Source organism: Actinophytocola sp., from assembly GCF_035762905.1.
Taxonomy (GTDB): domain Bacteria; phylum Actinomycetota; class Actinomycetes; order Mycobacteriales; family Pseudonocardiaceae; genus DASYTH01.
Genome location: NZ_DASUCC010000135.1, coordinates 69958 through 88774, shown reverse-complemented (window position 1 = coordinate 88774; position 18817 = coordinate 69958). Strand labels below are relative to the sequence as shown.

Here is an 18817-nt window from a genome sequence, read left to right as displayed (position 1 = left end):
GCACCGTGCACCGATCGCCCACTCAACGGCGACCAAGACGTGAGGCCACTCGGGGACGAACCCGTCCCTGTCATCGCCGGGATTCTCAGGTTTCTCAGACAGCCGCGGCTATTGTGCCGGCATGGCATCGGAGGTGGACCGGCTGGCAGCCGGAAAGTACGTGTTGGTCACGACATTCCGTAGGAACGGCACGCCGGTGGCGACGCCGGTGTGGGTGGTCAGGGACGGCGACGAGTTGGTCATCTGGACCGAGAAGAACACCGGAAAGGCCAAACGGATTCGGAACAACGGCGAGGTCGAACTTGCCGCTTGTGACCTGCGCGGGCGGCCGAGCGGGCCTGCGGTGAAGGGGCGGGCACGGGTGTTGGACACGACGGGGGCGGCGAAGGCGCGCCGGTTGATCAAGTCGAAATTCCCGGTGACCGGCCGGATCATGATTGCCGTTGGAAGGATTCGGCACGGCGCGGACAGCGACGTGGGAATCGCGATCAGCGTGACCTGAATCGAAGTCTCGACCTCCTTCGCGATGTGTGACATGTGCTCTTGAACCAGTCCGGTTATGAGAAGGCGGCCACGGCGTAGGTCATGCGACCGTTGCGGATATTCGGCGTCCACCGTGATCACGTTGCGCCGATCTTGTCGGTGGGTCTTCGACGATGCGATGAGCAGCTGGGCCAGGGATTACGATCATCCACTATGGACCAGCAGCATGCTCGGCGCCGACCTAGCCTGTTCAACGCGCCCCGGTGGCCTGGCCGGGTGCCGATGTTCCGGCGACAGTTGATCGGCGTGTGCGGTAGGAGGCGATCATGAGTGTAGGCGCGACCCGGGAAGGGTCGAGCTTCACCGATCTTGCCCTGCGGCCTGAGCTGCTGCGGGCCTTGGCCGGTCTCGGCTATGAGGAGCCGACGCCGATCCAGCGGGAGGCGATCCCGCCCCTGCTGGCCGGGCGGGACGTGCTCGGCCAGGCGGCGACCGGGACGGGGAAGACGGCCGCGTTCGCGCTGCCGGTGCTGCAGTTGTTGGCCGAGGTCGGGCAGGGTACCGGGCCGGTGGCCTTGGTGCTGGTGCCGACCCGTGAGCTGGCCGTGCAGGTCGCGCAGGCGTTTCACCGGTACGGGCGGGAGTTCGGGGTGCGGGTCCTGCCGATCTACGGTGGGCAGCCGATCGGGCGTCAGTTGCAGGTGCTTCAGCGTGGGGTCGATGTCGTGGTCGCCACGCCAGGGCGCGCGCTCGACCACCTCAACCGGGGGACACTCGCTCTCGGCGCGGTGCGGACGGTCGTGCTGGACGAGGCGGACGAGATGCTCGACCTGGGGTTCGTCGAAGACATCGAGGAGATCCTCGACCAGACCCCGCGGGAACGGCAGACCGTGCTGTTCTCGGCGACCATGCCGGCGCGGGTCGATGGGATCGCTCGGCGCCATCTTCGTGACCCGATCCGGATCGAGATGGGTCGGGCCGCACCGGCAGGAGATGAGGGCCCGCTGGTTCGGCAGAGCGCCTATGTGGTCGCCCGCGCGCACAAGCCCGCGGCGCTGGGACGGGTCCTCGACGTCGAGTCACCCACGGCCGCGATCGTCTTCTGCCGAACCCGGGAGGAGGTCGATCAGATCACCGAGACGTTGACCGGCCGGGGTTACCGCGCCGAAGCGCTGCACGGAGGGATGAGCCAGGAGCAACGTGATCGGGTGATGGAACGGCTGCGCGGTGGCACCGTGGACCTGCTCATCGCGACCGACGTGGCCGCCCGAGGACTCGACGTCGAACAGCTCACCCACATCATCAACTACAACGTTCCCGCGGCACCCGAGGCCTACGTGCATCGCATCGGTCGGGTCGGCCGGGCCGGGCGACAGGGTGTTGCGATCACGCTGGCCGAACCGCGCGAGCACCGGATGCTCAAGGCGATCGAGCGGATGACCAAGCACCGGATCGCGGTCGAGAAGGTGCCGACGACCGCCGATCTGCGGGCGCGGCGCCTGGAGCTGACCCGGGCCGCGCTGCGGGAAAGCCTCCTCGCCGACGACCTGGAACGTTTCAGGGTCGTGGTGGAGACGTTGTCCGACGAGTTCGACGTGATGGACGTGGCACTCGCGGCGGTGAAGCTGGCGCACGAGGCCACCGGGGTGACCACCGACGACGAGGACATCCCCGAGATCGCCGAGACGACGCACCCCAGATCGCAGCGCCGCACCACGGGTGGGCGCGGCCGTGGACCGGGCGGCGACGTGACGCGGCTCTTTCTCAATGTCGGTCGCAGCGCCGGGATCCGCCCCCAGGACCTGGTCGGCGCGATAGCCGGCGAGTCCACCCTGCGCGGCCGCGACATCGGTGGGATCGAGATCGCCGATCGCTTCTCCCTCGTGGAGGTGCCCGCGGCCGCCGCCGACGAGGTGATCGCGGCGCTGCGGCGCAGCACCATCAAGGGACGCAAGGTAACCGTCCGGCGCGAGCGCGACAAGCCGAACCGGACCACCGGCAAGCGCCGTTGACGGTGCCGATCCGGCCCGTCGACGATCGCGGCCCGCCCGCACCGGCAGCCGGGGTGACCCGAGGCACAGTGCCGGTCACCGGCGTGAGCCCCGGCGAAATGGGAGGATGCGAAGGACGTGATCCGTGCGAAACGGATGATCCTGTCGAATTGAGGCGCAGTGGAGCTTGTTTATCCGCCGGTGATCCTGGCTTGCAAGGCCATGTTCCGGGTGCTGGACCTGAAACTGGAAGTGCGCGGCAGCGAGCACATCCCAACGGCCGGTGGGGCGGTGCTGGCCTGCACCCACGTCAGCTACCTGGACTTCATCTTCTGCGGGCTGGCGGGGTTGCCGGCCAAGCGCAAGACCCGATTCATGGCCAAGCAGCAGATCTTCGCCAACCGGATCGGCGGCCCGCTGATGCGCGGCATGCATCACATCTCGGTGGACCGCTCCGCCGGTCAGGCCTCCTACCAGGAGGCGGTGGCGGCGTTGCGGGCCGGCGAGGTGGTCGGCGTGTTCCCCGAGGCCACCATCAGCCGGTCCTTCACCGTGAAGCCGATCAAGACCGGCGCGGTGCGGATGGCGGCCGAGGCCGGCGTGCCGGTCCTGCCCGTGACGGTATGGGGCAGCCAGCGGCTGTGGACCAAGGGCCGGCCGAAAAACCTCACCCAGCGCCACGTGCCGATCCTGATCAGGGTCGGCGAACCGTTCCAGCCCGTCCCGGGCGACGACCCGGAGGTGCTCACCAAGGACCTGCGAACCAGGATGACCGCTCTCCTCGACGCCGCCCAGCGCGACTACCCCGACGCCCCGAAGCCCGGTGCGGATCCCTGGTGGCTGCCCACCCACCTCGGCGGCACCGCCCCCACCCCAGAACAGGCCGCCGCCATGGACGCCCGTTAACCTCAGCAAGCCGTACCGTGCGGGATCTGGCTCGACGGAAGAAAGACCCTGATGTCCGAGCATGTGATCGAGGACCTGGTCGCGGACTCGGTGCGGGTCCTGGACGGCCACCCCGAGACGGGCGACCCGCGCGTCCGGGACTGGTTCGCGGTGTTGTACGGCTTCGAGAGCGGTTTCGACTGCTCGTTCACGCGGTTTCGCGTGCTGGACTTCCCCAGCGCCGCGGGTACACGTACCGGTTCCCGGTCGACCGGCACCCCGACTACGCCGAGCGGTCCGCCTACTTCGACGCATTGACGGAGTTCACCGCCCTGCGGACGATGACGATGACGACTTCGACGGCGACGACTCCTGGCTCGAGGACGGCTACGTCGAACCGCCGTTGCTGTACTGCGACGCCGGCACCGCGCTGTGGCGGCGCATGGTCGCCCTCGGTGAACTCCACGGTCCCGACGCCGCCCCGCTGCGCCGCACCCGGTTGATCGACGTGGTCCGCGAGGTCGCCGTCGCCGCCGAGCAGGAGCGGGACCACGAACTCATCGGCCTGTGGTACGGGTTCGGCTGCGAAACCCTGCTCGGCGGCCCCGCAGGCTGCCCCTTCGACGTCGACGAACTCGCCGAAATGCCTGCTGTGCGGGACCTGCGGTCCATCGTCCGCCGCACCGACGCCCTGCCCATCGCACGACGGTCGCCCTACGCGGTTCCCGTGGAGTCCGCCGACCGCCACGACCTCGAAACCTGGTGGTGGCAGCTGTAGGTCCCGGCAACAGCGGCGGCGAGGCTGACGATGTGCTTGGCGACCGGCTCCTCGTGATCACCACCCGCTAGCGTGCCGGCTGTGATAGTTGCGGGGAGCTGGCGCAACACCCGTCGCCAAGCCGGGCCTGGTCGAGGAGTTCTGGTTCTGGTTGAATCCGCACCTGTGGCCGGCCGGGCCACGGATCCTGCCGCCCGGCCGGGGTCTGGGGAAAGGATCACGTAAGCCGTCGTATCGGCCGTCCGCTCGGGACCGGCTGGATGACGCATTTTTCAGCAGATGTCGACGGAGCACTTGGAGGTGCAACGATGGACACGTCCGCGTATGTGAACGCTGTAGTCGAACAGACGCGCACGTTCGGCGATTGGGTGCACGGCAGGGATTCGACGGTCCCGGTGCCGACCTGTCCGAAGTGGACATTGGCTGACCTCGTCGACCATGTCGGCGCGACACAGCGAATGGTGGCGATGCTCGTGGGCGAGCGGATGACCGAGCCGAGCAAGGCGTTCGCCGGCTACGTTCCGGCCCCGACCGATTCGGACCAGTGGCGCGCCTGGCTGACCGACACCGCGGCCGAGGCGAAGCAGGCGTTCGAATCGGCCGCCGACGACACGCCGGTGTGGGATCCGTCCGGCGGCGAAGCGGGCGTGCCGTTCTGGTCACGCCGGCTGTTCGGCGAGGTTTGCGTGCATCGCGCGGACGCGGCCGCGGCGCTCGGCATCCGGTACGAACTGGCGCCGGAGCCTGCCGTCGCGGCCGTCGATGACTGGCTGGAGACGATGACTTCCCCCGGCTACTGGGAGAACCAGGCGGGCTTCGCCGATGCGATGCGCGGCACCGGCCAGACCCTGCACTTCCACGCGACCGACGCGCCCGGGGAGTGGCTGGCCCGCCGGGAACCGGACATGATCGTCCTGGAACGTACGCACACCAAGGCGGACGTCGCGGTACGCGGCCCGGCCGCCGAACTACTGCTCGTGATCAGCAGGCGTCGCCCGCTGGATGCGGCTACCGCGCTGGAACTGCACGGGGATCGGGCACTGCTCGACCACTGGATCGAACACATGGACTGGGTCACCGACGCCTGACCCGAAGGCTTGCCTACGTTGGTGAGTCGAGGCGGAGTACCCGCAGCTGGAGCATCGTGGCGAACCGCTGGTCCGGGTCGCCGAGGTCGCATTGGCCGACCTCGGCGACCCGCCGCAGCCGGTAGCGGAACGTGTTCTGGTGGACGAAGACCGAGTCGGCGGCCGCGACGACGTCACCGAAGGCGTCGAGCCAGGCGCGAAGCGTCTCGACCAGTTTGCTGTCGTGCCGGCGGTCGTAGTCGATCAGCCTCGCCAGCGCTCCCGTCGGCACGTCGCCTCGGGCGGCGGCGATGTCCCGCAGTTCCAGGATCAGCGCCTCGCCCTGCAGTTCGTCGAGGCGGCCGATCCGCCGGTGGACACTTCCCTCGCGCAGTACCCGCAGAATCCGGTCGACGCAGGACCGGCTGTGGGCCACGGCGGACAGGTCGGGCGCGGCCGGTCCCACCGCGGCGACCGCGGGCAGGCGGTCGCCGACGCGGTCCAGGAAGTCCTGCAGGGCCCGCACCGCGCGGGTCTCGGCCTTGTCCCCCGTGCCGGTGGCAGGCACCAGGCCGTAGGTGACCGCACCGATCGCCGCCGCGGCCGAGCGCGGGTGGATGGCGGACAGGTGCATGGCGAAGGCGTCGCCGAGACGCTGCCGTTCCGCGGCCGCGGTCACGCCGTCGGAATCGCCGTCGGGAACGTCGCGGCGGCGAGCGCGTTCGTCGAGGACGACACCCAGCACCAGCAGCGGACGGTTCGCCAGCCCCAACCGCTCCAGCGCCTCACTCGCACCCGCACCGCCGTCCAGCGCCGAGCTCACCAGGTCGGTCCGTACCCGGCGCTGCACGTCGGCGCCGGCGCGGACGCGAAGCAGGTGCAGGGCGACCAGCTTGGCCGACTCGCGCAGGGCCTCGTGGCGCTCGTCGGACAGGCGCCCCGGCACCGCCGCCCAGATCGAGCCGAGCACCTCGTCGCCCGCGCGCACGGCGATGGCGACGCGCGGCAGCGCGAAGCCGCCCTTCCCGTCCGGGATGTCGTCGATGTAGACGGGCCGGTCGCTGCGGTGCAGGTCCCGAAAGACCCCGCGCTCGCGGAGGATCCGGGACAGGCGTTCCGGCACCTGCCGGCCCAGGATGGTCTCGACCCGTGGCGCGTCCGCCTCGTCCTGGCGACTGGAGAAGGCGAGCACCCGGGAGTTGCGGTCCTCGATGGTGATCGGCGCGTCGAGCAGCGACGCGACCGCGTTGGCGACCGCGAACAGGTCACCCGACGGCAGACCGCCGAGCGACTCCGCCTGGTCCACGCCGATGTCACCCTCGGCGAGCAGGGAGCGGAGCAGCTCGCTGAGGTGGCCCCAGGGCGCGCCCCGGCTCAGCCCGAGCACGGCAACGGCCGCCTCGTCGGACGCCGCCCGCACCTCGTCGGTGAGCGGGACCGGCGCCCGCAGCACCAGCGCCGCCGCCCGCGCCCGACCGAGCGCGCGCAGGAGCGCGGCGACCTCGCCGGGGGCGTCGACCCCGACCCCGAGCACCAGCGCGTGGGGTGGCAGCACCGGCTGGTCCAGCGGGTCGTGGATGACGACGCCGCCGATGTCCCCGGCCCGGTCGGGAACGCCGTGGGCGAGGTCGAGCAGGGTGGTGCCCAGGTCGTCGAGGACCCGGCCGAGGCTCGCCCGGGGGCGCGCGGTGTGCTGCACGGCCTTACCGTAGCGGCGGTCTGCCGGTCCGATCCCACCAAGTCCGGCCACGATCTTCGTCGGATCCGACAACCTCAGCGGGTCAGCCACTCCGTGGCGGTGGTGACCTCGGCCAGCCGGTCCGGCAGCGGCAGCACGCCGAGACCGGGGCCGTCCGGGACGTCGATGTGGCCGCCGTCGAGGACGAACGGCTCGGTGAGGTCCTGCGCGTAGTACCGCCCGGATGCCGAGGTGTCGCCGGGGAGCGTGAACCCGGGCAGCGCGGCGAGAGCGAGATTGGCGGCCCGGCCGAGGCCGGTCTCCAACATCCCACCGCACCACACCGGCACGCCGTGGGCCGCGCACACGTCGTGGATGCGGCGCGCCTCGAGGTACCCGCCGACCCGGCCGGGTTTGATGTTCACCACCCGGCAGGCGCCCAGCCGGATCGCGGCCGCGGCGTCGCGCGCCGAGGTGATGGACTCGTCAAGGCAGACCGGCGTCCGGAGCTGCCGGGCCAGCTCCACGTGGCCGAGCACGTCCTCCTCGTCGAGGGGTTGCTCGATCAGCAGGAGATCGAAGTCGTCCAGCCGGGCCAGGTGCCGGGCGTCGGCCAGGGTGTAGGCGGTGTTCGCGTCCACCTGGAGCAGCACGTCCTCGCCGTACCGCTCGCGGACCGCCCGCACCGGCTCGACGTCCCAGCCCGGCTCGATCTTCAATTTGATCCGGACGTAGCCCTGCGCCAGGTAGCCGCCGACGGCGTCGAGCAGTTCCGGGACGGTGGACATGATGCCGACCGAGACTCCACACGGGACGCGGTCGCGCACGGCGCCGAGCTCGCGGCCGAACGAGCGGCCCTCGGCGCGCAGCTCCGCGTCGAGCACCGCCATCTCCAGCGCCGCCTTCGCCATCCGGTGGCCCTTGAACGGCGCGAGCACACCCGCGACCGCGTGCGCCCCGGCCGGACCGGCCGCCATCAGTGCGGGGACGAGGAACCGGCGCAGCACGTCCGCGGCCGCGTCGGCGTACTCCGAGGAGTACAGCGGGCCGCTCATCGCCACGCACTCGCCCCAGCCCTCGGCGCCACCGTCCGTCACCACCCGTACGAGCAGGACGTCGCGCGTGGTCTCGGTGCCGAAGGAGGTGCGGAACGGCGCGACCAGCGGCATGGTGACGCGGCGCAGCTCGACCCCGGTCAGCTTCACGGTTGCCCCTTCACGGTTGACGCCGCACGACGTACCAGCCCGCCCGGTCGAACCCGTCGATCACACCGCCGCGACCCACCAGGCCGGTGAGCGCGTCCCGCACGGCGACGCGCCAGCGTTGAGCCAGCACCGGGTCGGCCGCGCGGAGACCCGCGATGTCGCGGGGCACGGCGACGAGCGAGGTAGACCCGTCGAGCCGGCCGGGCACCGGGCTGCCGTCCCCGGCGATGTTCAGGGCCACGACCGCCCCCGCCGCGACCTCGTCCGCCGCGACGGCGCCGACGCCGCCGCCCGTACTGGCCAGTGCCACCGCGCGGTCGCGCAGGCGCCAGCGCACCAGGAGCCGGTCGGAGTCCTGGTCGCCGTTGATGGCGTCGATCATCGGGCCGTAGAAGTTCGTGAGGTACTCGGCCGGTCGCGCCGCCAGCTTCACCAGGTTGAAGTAGGCGTTGCGGGACACAAGCGGGTCGAAGGTCCAGGCGACCTCGGAGACGCCGCGCGCCAGCGCCCACGAGCGTTGGTGCAGTTTGAGGGCGAACCCGACGCCGCCACCGGTGGTGGTCGCCGAGACACCGGAGATGTGGCTGTGCAACGCGTCCCCGGCCGGCGCGTGGAAGAAGCCCACGCAGGCGCCGACCAGACGCTGCGCCACGAACGCGCCGGCCACGTAGTTGCCCGCCTTGGTGAAGGCCCGCAGCAGTTCGATCGTCACCGGCGGGTTGGTGGTGCGGCCCCAGATGGTGGCGAACAGGGTGACCACCTGGTTCAGCTCGGCGAGGTCGGTGAGCTCGCGCACCGAGACACCGGCCGTCCGCGCCGCGGCGCGCGCCGCGTGCCCGGCCGCGTCGAGCCCGGTCGCCTCGCTGATGTCGGTCATGAGGTTCATGTTCCTGCGCTCGTCGGGGGAGGTCATGGTTGTGCCCGACCAGAGCGGGCGACCGGGTTCGTCGATTCCGCCAGCAGGTCCTCGACCAGTGCGCGCAGCAGTGCGGTCCGGCCGGGCAGGTCGTCGATCAGCACGTGCTCGTCCGGCGCGTGCGCGCCGCCGCCGACCGCGCCGAGGCCGTCCAGGGTGGGCGTGCCGACACCCGCGGTGAAGTTCCCGTCGGACGCGCCGCCGACCGCGGCGCGGGTCGGCTCGGGCAGGCCGAGGCGCGCCGCGATCCGGCGCACCCGCTCGAAGAGCGCCGCCGAGGCGGCCGGTTCGAGCGGCGGCCGGTTCGGGTTGCCGGTGACCTCGACCCGCGCGCCGGGCAGCACCGGCCGCAAGGCGCGGATCGCCCGGTCGACCCGGTCCTGCTCCGCCACGGTCCTGGCACGCACGTCGACCGCAAGGAACCCGGCGGCCGGGACCGTGTTGCCGGTGGTGCCGGCGCTGGCGGCGGTCGCCGTGACCGTGGTGCCCGCCTGCCGGTCGGCGAGCGCGTCGACGGCCAGCACCTGGTGGGCGAGTTCGATGGTGGCGTTCACCCCGCGCTCCGGTTCGAGCCCGGCGTGCGCGGCCCGCCCGATCACGCGCACCTCGTACATCGACGTGCCCTTGCGCTCGGTCTTGAGCGCACCGCCGGCCGCCGAAGCCTCGAGCACCAGGGCCGCGCCAACGGTCCTGGCCTCCTCCTCGATCAACCCGCGGGAGCTGGGCGAGCCGAGCTCCTCGTCGCCGGTCACCAGCAGGGTGACGCCGTCGAGCCCCGCGGCCGCGTGGAACGCCATCACCAGCCCGGCCTTCATGTCGAAGCAGCCCGGTCCGCGCAGCACCCCGCCCTCGACCGTGCACGGGTGATCGGCCAGCGAGCCCAGCGGCCACACGGTGTCGTGGTGGCCGAGGAGCAGCACCCGCGACGGCGTCGCGCCGAGCCGCCAGCGCAGGTGGGTGCGGCCGTCCAGCACGATCCGCTCGGGTTCGGCGCGCAGGTGCGCGGTGCCGACCCGCGCGACGACCTCGGCGCAGCGGGCGACCGCGGCCACGTCCGCAGACGGCGATTCGCACTCGACCAGGGCACGGATGTCGGCGAGCAGATCGGTCACGGCGGCCATCAGCCGACCCTCGGGGTCGCGCGCGCCCCGAAGTGCACGTACTGCTCACCGGTCGCCAGCTCGTAGAAGGTGACCGGCATCCAGGTCCGCGTCGCCGGCGCCCGGACCGCGAACAGCGCAGGCCCGACCGGGACCAGCGGGTACTCCTGGACCCGATCCGGCAACAGCTCGGCGATCGGGCCGGTGATCGTCGTCCGCAGGAGTGGTCCGTCCGGGCCGCTCTCGACCTCCATGCGAACCCCGGCCCGCTCGTAGACCCCGACATACGACGCCACGTCCACCGGCGCCGGCTCGGCGGGCGGCGCGAACGCAGGTGGCATCGGGACGCCCGCGACCTCGGCGAAGATCTCCCGGTACAGGTCGTCGTAGAGGTCCCGAGCGTGCCCGCCGTTCGTCAGCAGCGCCACGGCGAGCCCCTGGTCGGGCAGCACCCGCAGGAACGCCGACTGGCCGAGCGTGTTGCCGTCGTGGCCGATGAGCCGGTGGCCGTCCCAGCCGAACCGGATCCAGCCGAGCCCCCACGAGTCGCCCAGGATGTACTTGTCGGGCAGGTCGGCCTGATGCGCGGCCATCTCCGCGCAGGTCTCCGAACGCAGGACCCGGGTGCCGTCGGCGGCGGTCCCGCCGGTGAGGTGCAGGCGCGCGAAGGCCAGCACGTCGACGACCGTGGCGGTGACGAGCCCGGCCGGGCCGACCGAGCGGGGCAGCGTCCAGGACCTGGCCGGCACCGGCTCGCCGTCCCGTTCGTCGTGGCCAACGGCGGTGGCGAAGAGCAGCGCCTCCTCGGGCAGCGTCACCGTGTGGCTGAGCCCGAGCGGGGTGAACAGCCGGTCGCGCATCGCCTGGTCCCAGGTCTGCCCGGTGACCTTCTCGATCACCCGGCCGAGCAGCACGTAGCCCGAGTTGCAGTAGGACCAGGTGGCGCCGAGCGGGTGGTTCTGCCCGGCGTCGCCCAGCTCGTCGACGTAGCGCTCCAGGCAGTCGTCACCGCGGCCGGTGTCGGTGAACACGTCGCCGTCGATGCCGCTGGTGTGGTTGAGCAGGTGCCGCGGCGTGACCGACTTGGTCACCTCGGGGTTGGCCAGCCGCAGCTCCGGCAGCACCTCGGCGACCGGGGTGTCGAGATCGAGCAGCCCCTCGTCGGCCAGCGCCAGCACCACGGTCGCCGTCCACACCTTGGTGATCGAGCCGATCTGGAACAGCGCGTCGGTGCCGACCGGCACGCCGGTGCGCACGTTGAGCACGCCGTACGCGGCATCGACCACCTCGTCGTCCGCCCCGCCGGTCCCGAGGCGGAGGATGCCGAGCTGCGCGCCGGGCACCTTGTACCGCTCGGCCAGCCGGGCCAGGCGCCGCTGCCAGTTGGCGACGTCGATGCGGGGCCGGCCGGCCCGGGTGTGCTGCTCCAGCCAGTCGAGAATCCGGCGGTTGAAGTCGAGCCGCTGCGCGGGCCGGCCGGTGAGGATGAACAGGTGCGACGCGTCCGGGTAGACGACCAGCCGGGTGGGCACGCCCCGCTCGCGCAGCGCGGTGTGCCACTGCTGGGCCTGGCCGACCGGGCAGGTCAGGTCGGTCGCGCCGTGCAGCACCAGGGTCGGCGTGCGGACGTCGGCGACGCGGGTGAGCGGTGACATGGCGGCGTAGCGCTCCGGCTCCTGCCAGGGCGGACCGCCGAGTTCGTAGGCGCTGAGGAAGTGGCTGTCGTCGCTGGTGCCGCCCATGCTCACCAGGTCGGCGACCGTGCCGCCGGCGACCGCGGCGGCGAACCGGTCATCGTGACCGGTCAGCCAGCAGGCCATGAACCCGCCGTAGCTGTAGCCGGCGACCGCGAGCCGGGCCGGGTCCGCGAACCCCTCGGCGACGAGTTGGTCGAGCGGCTCGAGGAAGTCCTTCGCGTCGGCCACGCCCCACGCGCCGCACGCCGCGGTGTAGAACGCCTCGCCGTAGCCGTCGCTGGCGCGCGGGTTGACCAGCAGCACCGCCCAGCCGCGATCGACCAGCTCCTGGTGGTAGAGGTGGATCTCGTCGGCGGCCGCGTTCCACGCGTTGTGCGGGCCGCCGTGCACGTCGAGCAGCAGCGGCCGCGGACCGCTCCGCGCGGGGTCGTGCATCAGCCAGGCCTGCACCTCGGTGCCGTCGGAGATGGTGAACCACCGCTCCTCGCGGGGGTGCAGGCCGAGGCCGGTGCCGTGGTCCGTCAGCACCGTCAGGGCGCCGGTCGCGAGCTCCACGACGGCGATCTCACCGAAGGATTCGGGGGTGCCGAGCGCGATCGCGGCCCGGCCGCCCGCGACCGACAGTCCGGACACGACCCGGCCCGCGCCGCCAAGGACCGGGCGGGCCGCCCCGTCATCAGAGCCGCCATCGCGGGCGACCGACCACAGGTGGGTGCACCCGTGGTCGCGGAGGCAGAAGAACACCCGGCCGTCGTGCTCCTGCGGCACCCCGCCGGGGTAGGCCGCCGCGCCGGGCAGCACGTTGCGGTCGGTGCCCCCGGACAGGTCGGTGACCTCGCCGCTTTCGGCACCGACGCGGAACAGGTGGGCGTGGCCGACCGGGTCGCCGGACCAGCCGACCACGAGCAGCGCGGAACCGTCGGCGGTCCAGGACACGGTGGCGGCCACGCCGCCGGCGAACGCGAGCACGCGCGGCCTGCCGTGCGGCGCGTCCACCACCAAGAGGTGCACCGGGGTGCGGTGGTGCAGGTCGCTGTCGGCACCGGTCCGGCAGGTGAAGGCGACGGTGGTGCCGTCGGGCGACCAGGCCGGGACACCGGCACTCTCCGGCCCGTCGGTGAGCTGGCGAAGCTCGCGGCTGCCGAGGTCGAGGACGTGCAACTGGTGGCGGACCACGCCGAACATGCCGGCGCCGTCGGCCTGGTAGTCGAGGCCGTCGGTGACCATCGGGTCCCGCCGGCCACCGGTCGGGTCGACCGGCGCGGTGAACGCGAGCCGGCGACCGTCCGGGCTCCACCGCGGGGCGCCGGCCCCGAGCGGCAGGTCGGTCACCCGCTCCGGCTCGCCGCCATCGGTGTCGAGCACGGCCAACTGCCCGTCGCGGAGGAACGCGAGCCGGCGCCCGTCCGGAGACCAGGCCGGCGAGGTGTCATCCGGCCCCGCGGTGAGCCGGCGGGGTGCGGAGCCGTCGGCGGCGACCAGCCACAGCTCATCGATGTTGCGGTCCCGGTCGGCGTCGGAGGTCCGGAGCACGTAGGCGATCCGGCCGCCCTCCGGCGACAGCGCGGGCTGGGACGGGACCGCGAGATCGGTGAGGTCCTGGATACGCATCCGTCGGGTCACGGCCGGCTCCTTCGCATGGTTCGTCCGGGAACGGCGGCGAGCAGTTCGCGGGTGTATTCGTGGCTGGGTTCGGCGAGCACCTGCGAGGTGGGTCCCTGCTCGACCACCTTGCCGTGCCGCATGACCGCGACGCGCGTGGCGACGTAGCGGACCACCGCGAGATTGTGGGAGATGAACAGGATCGACAGGCCCAGCTCGCGCTGGAGCTCGCGGACCAGGTTGAGCACGGCCCCCTGGATCGACACGTCCAGGGCGGAGGTGATCTCGTCGGCGATGATCACACGCGGGTCGGCGGCCAGCGCGCGGGCCAGCGCGACCCGCTGCCGCTGACCGCCGGAAAGCCGGGACGGCCACACCCGGGCGCTGGCCGGGTCGAGGTGCACCAGGTCGAGGAGCCGTTCCACCTCGGCCCGCCGCTGCGCACGGGAGCCGCCCGGCGGCATCGCCTCGGCCACGCTGTCCCCGATCGTCATCCGCGGGTCGAGCGAGGAGTACGGATCCTGGAAGACCATCTGCAGCGGGCGGCGCCGGCCGCTGGTCGGGACCGGCGCACCACCGAGGCTGATCCGGCCGCCGCTCAGCGGAGCCAGACCCACGGCGGCCTTGGCGAGCGTGGACTTGCCGGAGCCGGACTCGCCGACGAGCCCGACCACCTCCCCCGCCGGCACGGCGAGGCTTACCCCGTCGACGGCGGTCATCCGTCCATACCGGACAGTCACATCCTCGAACAAGAGTGTGGTCACGGTGACCAGCTCCGCCCCTCCGGAATTAACTCCTGTTGTCGCGGTGCGTTGGTATAGCCCGGTTGGCGGGGTGTCGGTGGCTGGGTTACGTCTCGTTCCCCTTAGGTGCGGTTGGCGGGCACGATGCTGGCGCTCGGTCATGGGGACTCCACCAACTCGTCCGCCGCCCTCGGCGTCGGTAGGGGTTCGCCGGCGTGCCAGCAGGCCACGCGGTGGCCCGGGTCGGCGGTCAGTGGGGGGTCTTCGGCGCGGCAGTGGGCGTCGGCAAGGGGGCAGCGGTCGGCGTAGGCGCAGCCGGGCGGCATGTGGGCCGGGTCGACCGGGCGGCCCGGGATCGTGGCGAGCGGCTCGTCCAGGTCGGTGCTCATGTCGGGGACCGCGTCGACCAGCGCCCGGGTGTAGGGGTGCCGGGCGGCGCCGGCCAGGTCGGTCGCCGGCAGGTCCTCGACGATGCGGCCCGCGTACATCACCAGGACCCGGTCGCAGACGTCGCCGACGACCGCCACGTCGTGGCTGATCAGCATCAGCGCCACGCCGTCCGCCGCGCGGATCGCGGCGAGCAGGTCGAGCACCTGCTGCTGGACGGTGACGTCGAGGGCCGTGGTCGGCTCGTCCGCGACGATCAGTGCCGGGGTGCCCATGAGACCCATGCCGATCATCGCGCGCTGGCGCATCCCACCGGAGAACTCGTGCGGATACTGCCGGGCGCGCGTGCCCGCGTCGGGGATGCGGACGGCGGCCAGCCGGTCCACGGCGCGGGCGATCGCCGCGCGTCGGGCCGTGCCCTGGTGGTGGATCGCGACCTCGGCCAGCTGGCCCCCGATCCGGCGGGCCGGGTTGAACGAGGTCATCGGGTCCTGGAACACCATGGCCAGCGAGGTACCGAGCGTTCGGCGCCGGACCGGCGTGTCCGCCGCGCGCAGGTCGTGGCCGAGCAGTTCGAGCCGGGCGGCGTCGACCCGCCCGTCGTCGCCGACGAGCCCGGTGACCGCCAGCGCCGTCAGCGACTTGCCGGAGCCCGACTCCCCCACGATGCCGAGCGCCTCGCCCCGGCGCACCGCGAACGTCACCCCGCGGACCGGCCGCACCGGCCCGGGAAAGGTCACTTCCAGGTCGCGGACGTCGAGCACCACATCGGAGGACGGCACGCTCCGGACTTCCTCGACGGCGGTTTCGGGCCGGCGCACCGATTCGGTGCGCGCCGGCAGCACCGCGAGCGGGCCGGCGCCGACGCCGAGTCCCTTGGCGACCGACTCGCCGAAGAGGTTGAACGCCAGGCCGGCGACGAGCACGGCCGTGCCGGGGGCGATCGCCGCGGCCGGGTTCACGTAGATGGCGCCGATGCCGTCATGGAGCAACCGGCCCCAGTCGTAGGCCGGCGACTGGACGCCGAGACCGAGGAAGGACAGCCCGGCGAACGACAGCAGCGCGGCGCCGGCGCCGATGGTGGCGTTGACGACCAGCGGCTCGGCGGCGTTCGGCAGCACGTGTCGGAACAGGATGCGGACCCGGCCGACGCCGGCCACCCGCGCGGCCGCGACGTAGTCCCTGGCCGCGATCCCGGCCACCAGGGTCTGGGTGAGCCGGGCGAACGCCGGGGCGCCCGCGAGCCCGATGGCCAGCACCGCCCCGGTCGCGCCGACGCCGAACACGACCGCGAAGAACAGCGCCAGCAGCAGTCCCGGGAACGCGACGGCGATGTTGACCGTGGCCGACAGCAGCCGGCCGAACCGCTTTCCGACCAGGAACGGCGCCGACCCGAGCAGCAGGCCGGCGACCACCGCGATCACGACGGCGAGCAGGGCCAGCACGATCGAGAGCCGGGCCGCCACGAGGACCCGCAGGAGGATGTCCCGGCCGAGGTTGTCCGTCCCCGCCCAGTGCGCGCTCGACGGCCCGGCCAGGATGTTGTCGGTGTCGACGGCCTCGGCGGCGGCGCCCCACAGGACCGGGCCGAGCACGGCCAGCCCGAGGACCAGCACCATGAGCCCGGCCGACGCGAGGCCGAGCGGCGTGCGGAGGACCCGCGACCAGCGGCGGTTCACCTGCTCAGCCCTCCCGGATCAGCGAGCGCGGGTCGAGCCGGGCGAGCGTGACGTCGACGACGGTGTTGACGACCAGGACGCCGACGCCGTACACGAGCACGATGGCCTGCACCACCGGATAGTCCTTGTTCAGGATCGACTGCACGATCGTGCTCCCGAGGCCCGGCCAGGCGAAGACGTTCTCGACCAGGACGGTGCCCGCGACCAGTCCGCCGAGCAGCAGCCCGCCAAGCGTCAGCGCGGCCGTCGCGGCGTTGGGCAGGGCGTGGCCCAGGTAGATCGTCCGCGCGGGCAGCCGTTTGGCCCGGGCCGTGCGCACGAAGTCCGCCTCGAGCACCCGCACCATCTCCACGCGCACGATCCGGGCGAGGATCGCGGCGGGTCCGATCGCCAGCGCGAGCACCGGAAGCACGTATGCCTGCGGGGTGTCGTTGCCGGCCACCGGGAGCCACCCGAGCCGGACCCCGAAGACGTAGACCAGCGCGACCCCGACCAGGAAGTCCGGCACGGTCGCCACCACGATGCTGGTGGTGGTGAAGCCGAGTTCGGTGCGCCGCCCGTGGCCGCGCCTGGTCAGCACCCCCATGGCGACGCCCAACGGGATCGCCACCACCACAGCCGCCAGGAACGCGAGCCCGGCCAACGCCAGCGTGGCCGGCAGCCGCTGCGCGACGATGTCCGAGACCGGCAGCCGCGAGGAGAGCGACGTGCCGAGGTCGCCGGTGACCAGACCTTCGAGGTAGTGGACGTACTGGGTGAGGATCGGGTCGTTGAGGCCGAGTGCGGCCCGGCGCGCCTCGACCAGTTCCGCCGGCGCGGTGGGACCGAGCGCGCCGCGCACCGGGTCGCCCGGGATGAGGTGGATCATCGCGAACGACGCGGTCACCAACACCCACAGGGAGACCAGCAACCGACCAAGCCGCCGTGTGCCGAACCGGACCCAAGGCCGGGCCTGGCCCACGGCCGCGATGCTGGCCGTCATGGTCACGCCCTAGCTCGCCAGCATGCGGATGCTGGTGGGGATGAGTTGGCCCGGGGTCTCGAACTTGGCACCCTTGCCGAAGGTTCGCACGTTGTCGTTGGCGAACGGCACCACCTCCGCCTTGGCGATGAGGGCGGACTCCGCGTCGAGCCAGGTCTTGCACCCGTCCTTGCCGGGCATCGCCATCGCCTTCTGCACCGCCGCGTCGTAGTCCGGGTCGGAGATCGCGGCGAAGTTGGTGCCCTGGGGAGCCGCCGGCCCGGACAGGAACGGCACAAGCTGGTCGGGGCTGCCGACGTTGAGTGCCACCCAGGCGACGTCCCAGTCCCCCGCGCCGAAGATCGTGCCGGTCAGCGTCGTCTCGTTCTGGCTCTGCGCGGTGGCGCGGACGCCGATGTCCTTCCACTGCCGCACGGCGAGTTCGGCCGCCGCGTCGCCGCTGCTCCCGAGGCTGTTCTGGTACAGGAAGTTCAGGGCCAACGGCTTGCCGTTCTTGGCGCGCACGCCGTCGGCGCCGGCCGTCCAGCCGGCCTCGTCCAGCAGAGCGGCCGCCGTCTTGGCGTCGCCGACCGGCAGCGCGTGGGAGACCGAGTCGCCCGGGCAGGCGGCCGGCTCGTTCGTGGCCATCGTGGTGGCGGTGCGGCCGCGGCCGGAGGTGAGCACCTTCTGGAGCTCGTCGAGGTCGAGGGCCTGGGTCAACGCCAGCCGGACCTTCGGGTCGTCGGTGACCCGGCCGGCGGCGTGGTTGTACCACTGCTCGCCGACGATGGCCGGCGTGGTGGCGGTGAACAGACCGGCCTTCTCCAGCCGGTCCGCGTCCGGCCCGAGGACCGCGGCGGCGTTGAGGCCGCCGGAGAGCAGCAGGTTGGCCGCGGTCGACTCGTTCTCGACCACCTTGACCACAACCGTGTCGGGCAGCCCGTTGGTCGCGGTCGTCGCGCCGCCGGGTCCCCAGGTGTACCCGTCGCGGATCGTGTAGGTGTAGTGATCACCCGGCGCCGCCTCGGTGAGCTGGTACGGCCCCGTGCCGGCGGTGGCCTTCGCGAGCGACGCGCGGTTCGCCAGGCCGCTTGGGCAGACGATGGGCAGGGCCGCCAGTCCATTGAGGACGAACGGCGCCGGCTGGGCCAACGTGATCGTCACGGTGCCGGCCGCGTCGTCGCCAACCGACGTGGCGCCCGCCGGGAGGTAGGTTCCCAGGAAGGGACTCTTGTTGTTCGGGTCGGCGACGAAGTTGAGGTTGTCGGCGACGGCCTTGGCGGTGAGCTTGGCACCGTCGGCACAGGTGACGCCGGGAGTCAAGGTCAGCGTGACGGTGTTGGCGCCGGTGGTGGTCCCGACCTCCCACTTCGAGGCCAGTTGGGACCTGATCTCGCCGGTCCGGTCGTCGACGCTGACCAGTTGGTCGTAGGCGAACTGGGTGACGGCGAACAGCGTCGACCCCGCGCCCATCTGCGGGTCCAGGCTTCCGGGATCCGAGGAGAGCCCGAGGGTGAAGGTGCCGCCGTCGACGACCTGAGCGTCCCCGCTGTTCGAGGGGGCCGGGCCGCCGCACCCGGCGAGTGCGGCGGTCAGGCACAGGGCGGCAATGCCCACAGTGGACAGTTTCATCGCGGTTTTCCGT

At 72.4% G+C, this 18817-nt stretch carries 14 protein-coding genes and 1 pseudogene; 6 read left to right on the top strand and 9 right to left on the bottom strand.

Features of this window, described 5'->3' with window-relative positions:
• Window positions 1-121 precede the first annotated feature (121 nt).
• The 6 genes from VFV67_RS29230 to VFV67_RS29205 all read left to right on the top strand — a co-directional run bounded on the left by VFV67_RS29230 (window position 122) and on the right by VFV67_RS29205 (window position 5225).
• The gene (locus VFV67_RS29230) at window positions 122-502 is read left to right on the top strand and encodes a PPOX class F420-dependent oxidoreductase (protein ID WP_326473894.1); all 381 of its coding nucleotides are present in this window, start codon (window positions 122-124) and stop codon (window positions 500-502) included.
• Between the two features lie 307 nt (window positions 503-809).
• Complete coding sequence (locus VFV67_RS29225; protein WP_326473893.1) at window positions 810-2495, top strand: DEAD/DEAH box helicase; 1686 nt, start codon at window positions 810-812, stop codon at window positions 2493-2495.
• 201 nt (window positions 2496-2696) lie between these two features.
• Window positions 2697-3380 carry a lysophospholipid acyltransferase family protein gene (locus VFV67_RS29220; RefSeq protein WP_326473904.1) on the top strand — a complete coding sequence of 228 codons (684 nt, stop codon included), beginning with the start codon at window positions 2697-2699 and terminating at the stop codon, window positions 3378-3380.
• A gap of 51 nt (window positions 3381-3431) precedes the next feature.
• Window positions 3432-3677 carry a hypothetical protein gene (locus VFV67_RS29215; RefSeq protein WP_326473892.1) on the top strand — a complete coding sequence of 82 codons (246 nt, stop codon included), beginning with the start codon at window positions 3432-3434 and terminating at the stop codon, window positions 3675-3677.
• Window positions 3678-3762: 85 nt separating this feature from the next.
• Window positions 3763-4137, top strand: coding sequence for a hypothetical protein (locus tag VFV67_RS29210; protein WP_326473891.1), 375 nt, complete (start codon window positions 3763-3765; stop codon window positions 4135-4137).
• Window positions 4138-4445: 308 nt separating this feature from the next.
• Window positions 4446-5225 (top strand): maleylpyruvate isomerase family mycothiol-dependent enzyme, encoded by a 780-nt coding sequence (locus tag VFV67_RS29205; RefSeq protein WP_326473890.1) that lies wholly within the window; start codon window positions 4446-4448, stop codon window positions 5223-5225.
• Between the two features lie 13 nt (window positions 5226-5238).
• On the opposite strand, the gene VFV67_RS29200 is transcribed toward VFV67_RS29205, so the two are convergent.
• The 9 genes and pseudogenes from VFV67_RS29200 to VFV67_RS29160 form a co-directional block, all read right to left on the bottom strand.
• Window positions 5239-6903 carry a PucR family transcriptional regulator gene (locus tag VFV67_RS29200; RefSeq protein WP_326473889.1) on the bottom strand — a complete coding sequence of 555 codons (1665 nt, stop codon included), beginning with the start codon at window positions 6901-6903 and terminating at the stop codon, window positions 5239-5241.
• 74 nt (window positions 6904-6977) lie between these two features.
• A complete protein-coding gene (gene menC / locus VFV67_RS29195; RefSeq protein ID WP_326473888.1) occupies window positions 6978-8087 on the bottom strand; it encodes an o-succinylbenzoate synthase in 1110 nt (369 codons plus the stop codon).
• Between the two features lie 10 nt (window positions 8088-8097).
• Window positions 8098-8964 carry a GNAT family N-acetyltransferase gene (locus tag VFV67_RS29190; protein WP_326473887.1) on the bottom strand — a complete coding sequence of 289 codons (867 nt, stop codon included), beginning with the start codon at window positions 8962-8964 and terminating at the stop codon, window positions 8098-8100.
• A 32-nt stretch (window positions 8965-8996) separates the two neighbouring features.
• Window positions 8997-10124, bottom strand: a complete 1128-nt coding sequence (locus tag VFV67_RS29185; RefSeq protein ID WP_326473886.1) for a M20 family metallopeptidase — start codon at window positions 10122-10124, stop codon at window positions 8997-8999.
• The gene (locus VFV67_RS29180; protein WP_326473885.1) at window positions 10124-13423 is read right to left on the bottom strand and encodes a serine hydrolase; all 3300 of its coding nucleotides are present in this window, start codon (window positions 13421-13423) and stop codon (window positions 10124-10126) included. Before VFV67_RS29180 ends, VFV67_RS29185 begins: the two co-directional genes overlap by 1 nt.
• A 17-nt stretch (window positions 13424-13440) precedes the next feature.
• Window positions 13441-14166, bottom strand: a pseudogene (locus VFV67_RS29175) (ABC transporter ATP-binding protein); the annotation flags it as partial.
• A gap of 137 nt (window positions 14167-14303) precedes the next feature.
• The gene (locus tag VFV67_RS29170) at window positions 14304-16151 is read right to left on the bottom strand and encodes a dipeptide/oligopeptide/nickel ABC transporter permease/ATP-binding protein (protein ID WP_326473903.1); all 1848 of its coding nucleotides are present in this window, start codon (window positions 16149-16151) and stop codon (window positions 14304-14306) included.
• A 64-nt stretch (window positions 16152-16215) separates the two neighbouring features.
• Window positions 16216-17193 carry an ABC transporter permease gene (locus tag VFV67_RS29165; RefSeq protein ID WP_326473884.1) on the bottom strand — a complete coding sequence of 326 codons (978 nt, stop codon included), beginning with the start codon at window positions 17191-17193 and terminating at the stop codon, window positions 16216-16218.
• Window positions 17194-17202: 9 nt separating this feature from the next.
• Window positions 17203-18804: an ABC transporter substrate-binding protein gene (locus tag VFV67_RS29160; RefSeq protein ID WP_326473883.1), complete on the bottom strand. Its 1602-nt coding sequence runs from the start codon at window positions 18802-18804 to the stop codon at window positions 17203-17205.
• Window positions 18805-18817: the final 13 nt, after the last annotated feature.

Bases quoted from the DNA above. Each gene is read 5' to 3' on its own strand.
- VFV67_RS29165 (WP_326473884.1), bottom strand. From the start codon at position 17,193: ATGACGGCCAGCATCGCGGCCGTGGGCCAGGCCCGGCCTTGGGTCCGG.
- VFV67_RS29220 (WP_326473904.1), top strand. From the start codon at position 2,697: ATGTTCCGGGTGCTGGACCTGAAACTGGAAGTGCGCGGCAGCGAGCAC.
- VFV67_RS29190 (WP_326473887.1), bottom strand. From the start codon at position 8,964: ATGACCGACATCAGCGAGGCGACCGGGCTCGACGCGGCCGGGCACGCG.
- VFV67_RS29215 (WP_326473892.1), top strand. From the start codon at position 3,432: ATGTCCGAGCATGTGATCGAGGACCTGGTCGCGGACTCGGTGCGGGTC.
- VFV67_RS29205 (WP_326473890.1), top strand. From the start codon at position 4,446: ATGGACACGTCCGCGTATGTGAACGCTGTAGTCGAACAGACGCGCACG.
- VFV67_RS29225 (WP_326473893.1), top strand. From the start codon at position 810: ATGAGTGTAGGCGCGACCCGGGAAGGGTCGAGCTTCACCGATCTTGCC.
- VFV67_RS29230 (WP_326473894.1), top strand. From the start codon at position 122: ATGGCATCGGAGGTGGACCGGCTGGCAGCCGGAAAGTACGTGTTGGTC.
- VFV67_RS29170 (WP_326473903.1), bottom strand. From the start codon at position 16,151: ATGGTGCTGGTCCTCGGGCTGGCCGTGCTCGGCCCGGTCCTGTGGGGC.
- VFV67_RS29160 (WP_326473883.1), bottom strand. From the start codon at position 18,804: ATGAAACTGTCCACTGTGGGCATTGCCGCCCTGTGCCTGACCGCCGCA.
- VFV67_RS29185 (WP_326473886.1), bottom strand. From the start codon at position 10,124: ATGGCCGCCGTGACCGATCTGCTCGCCGACATCCGTGCCCTGGTCGAG.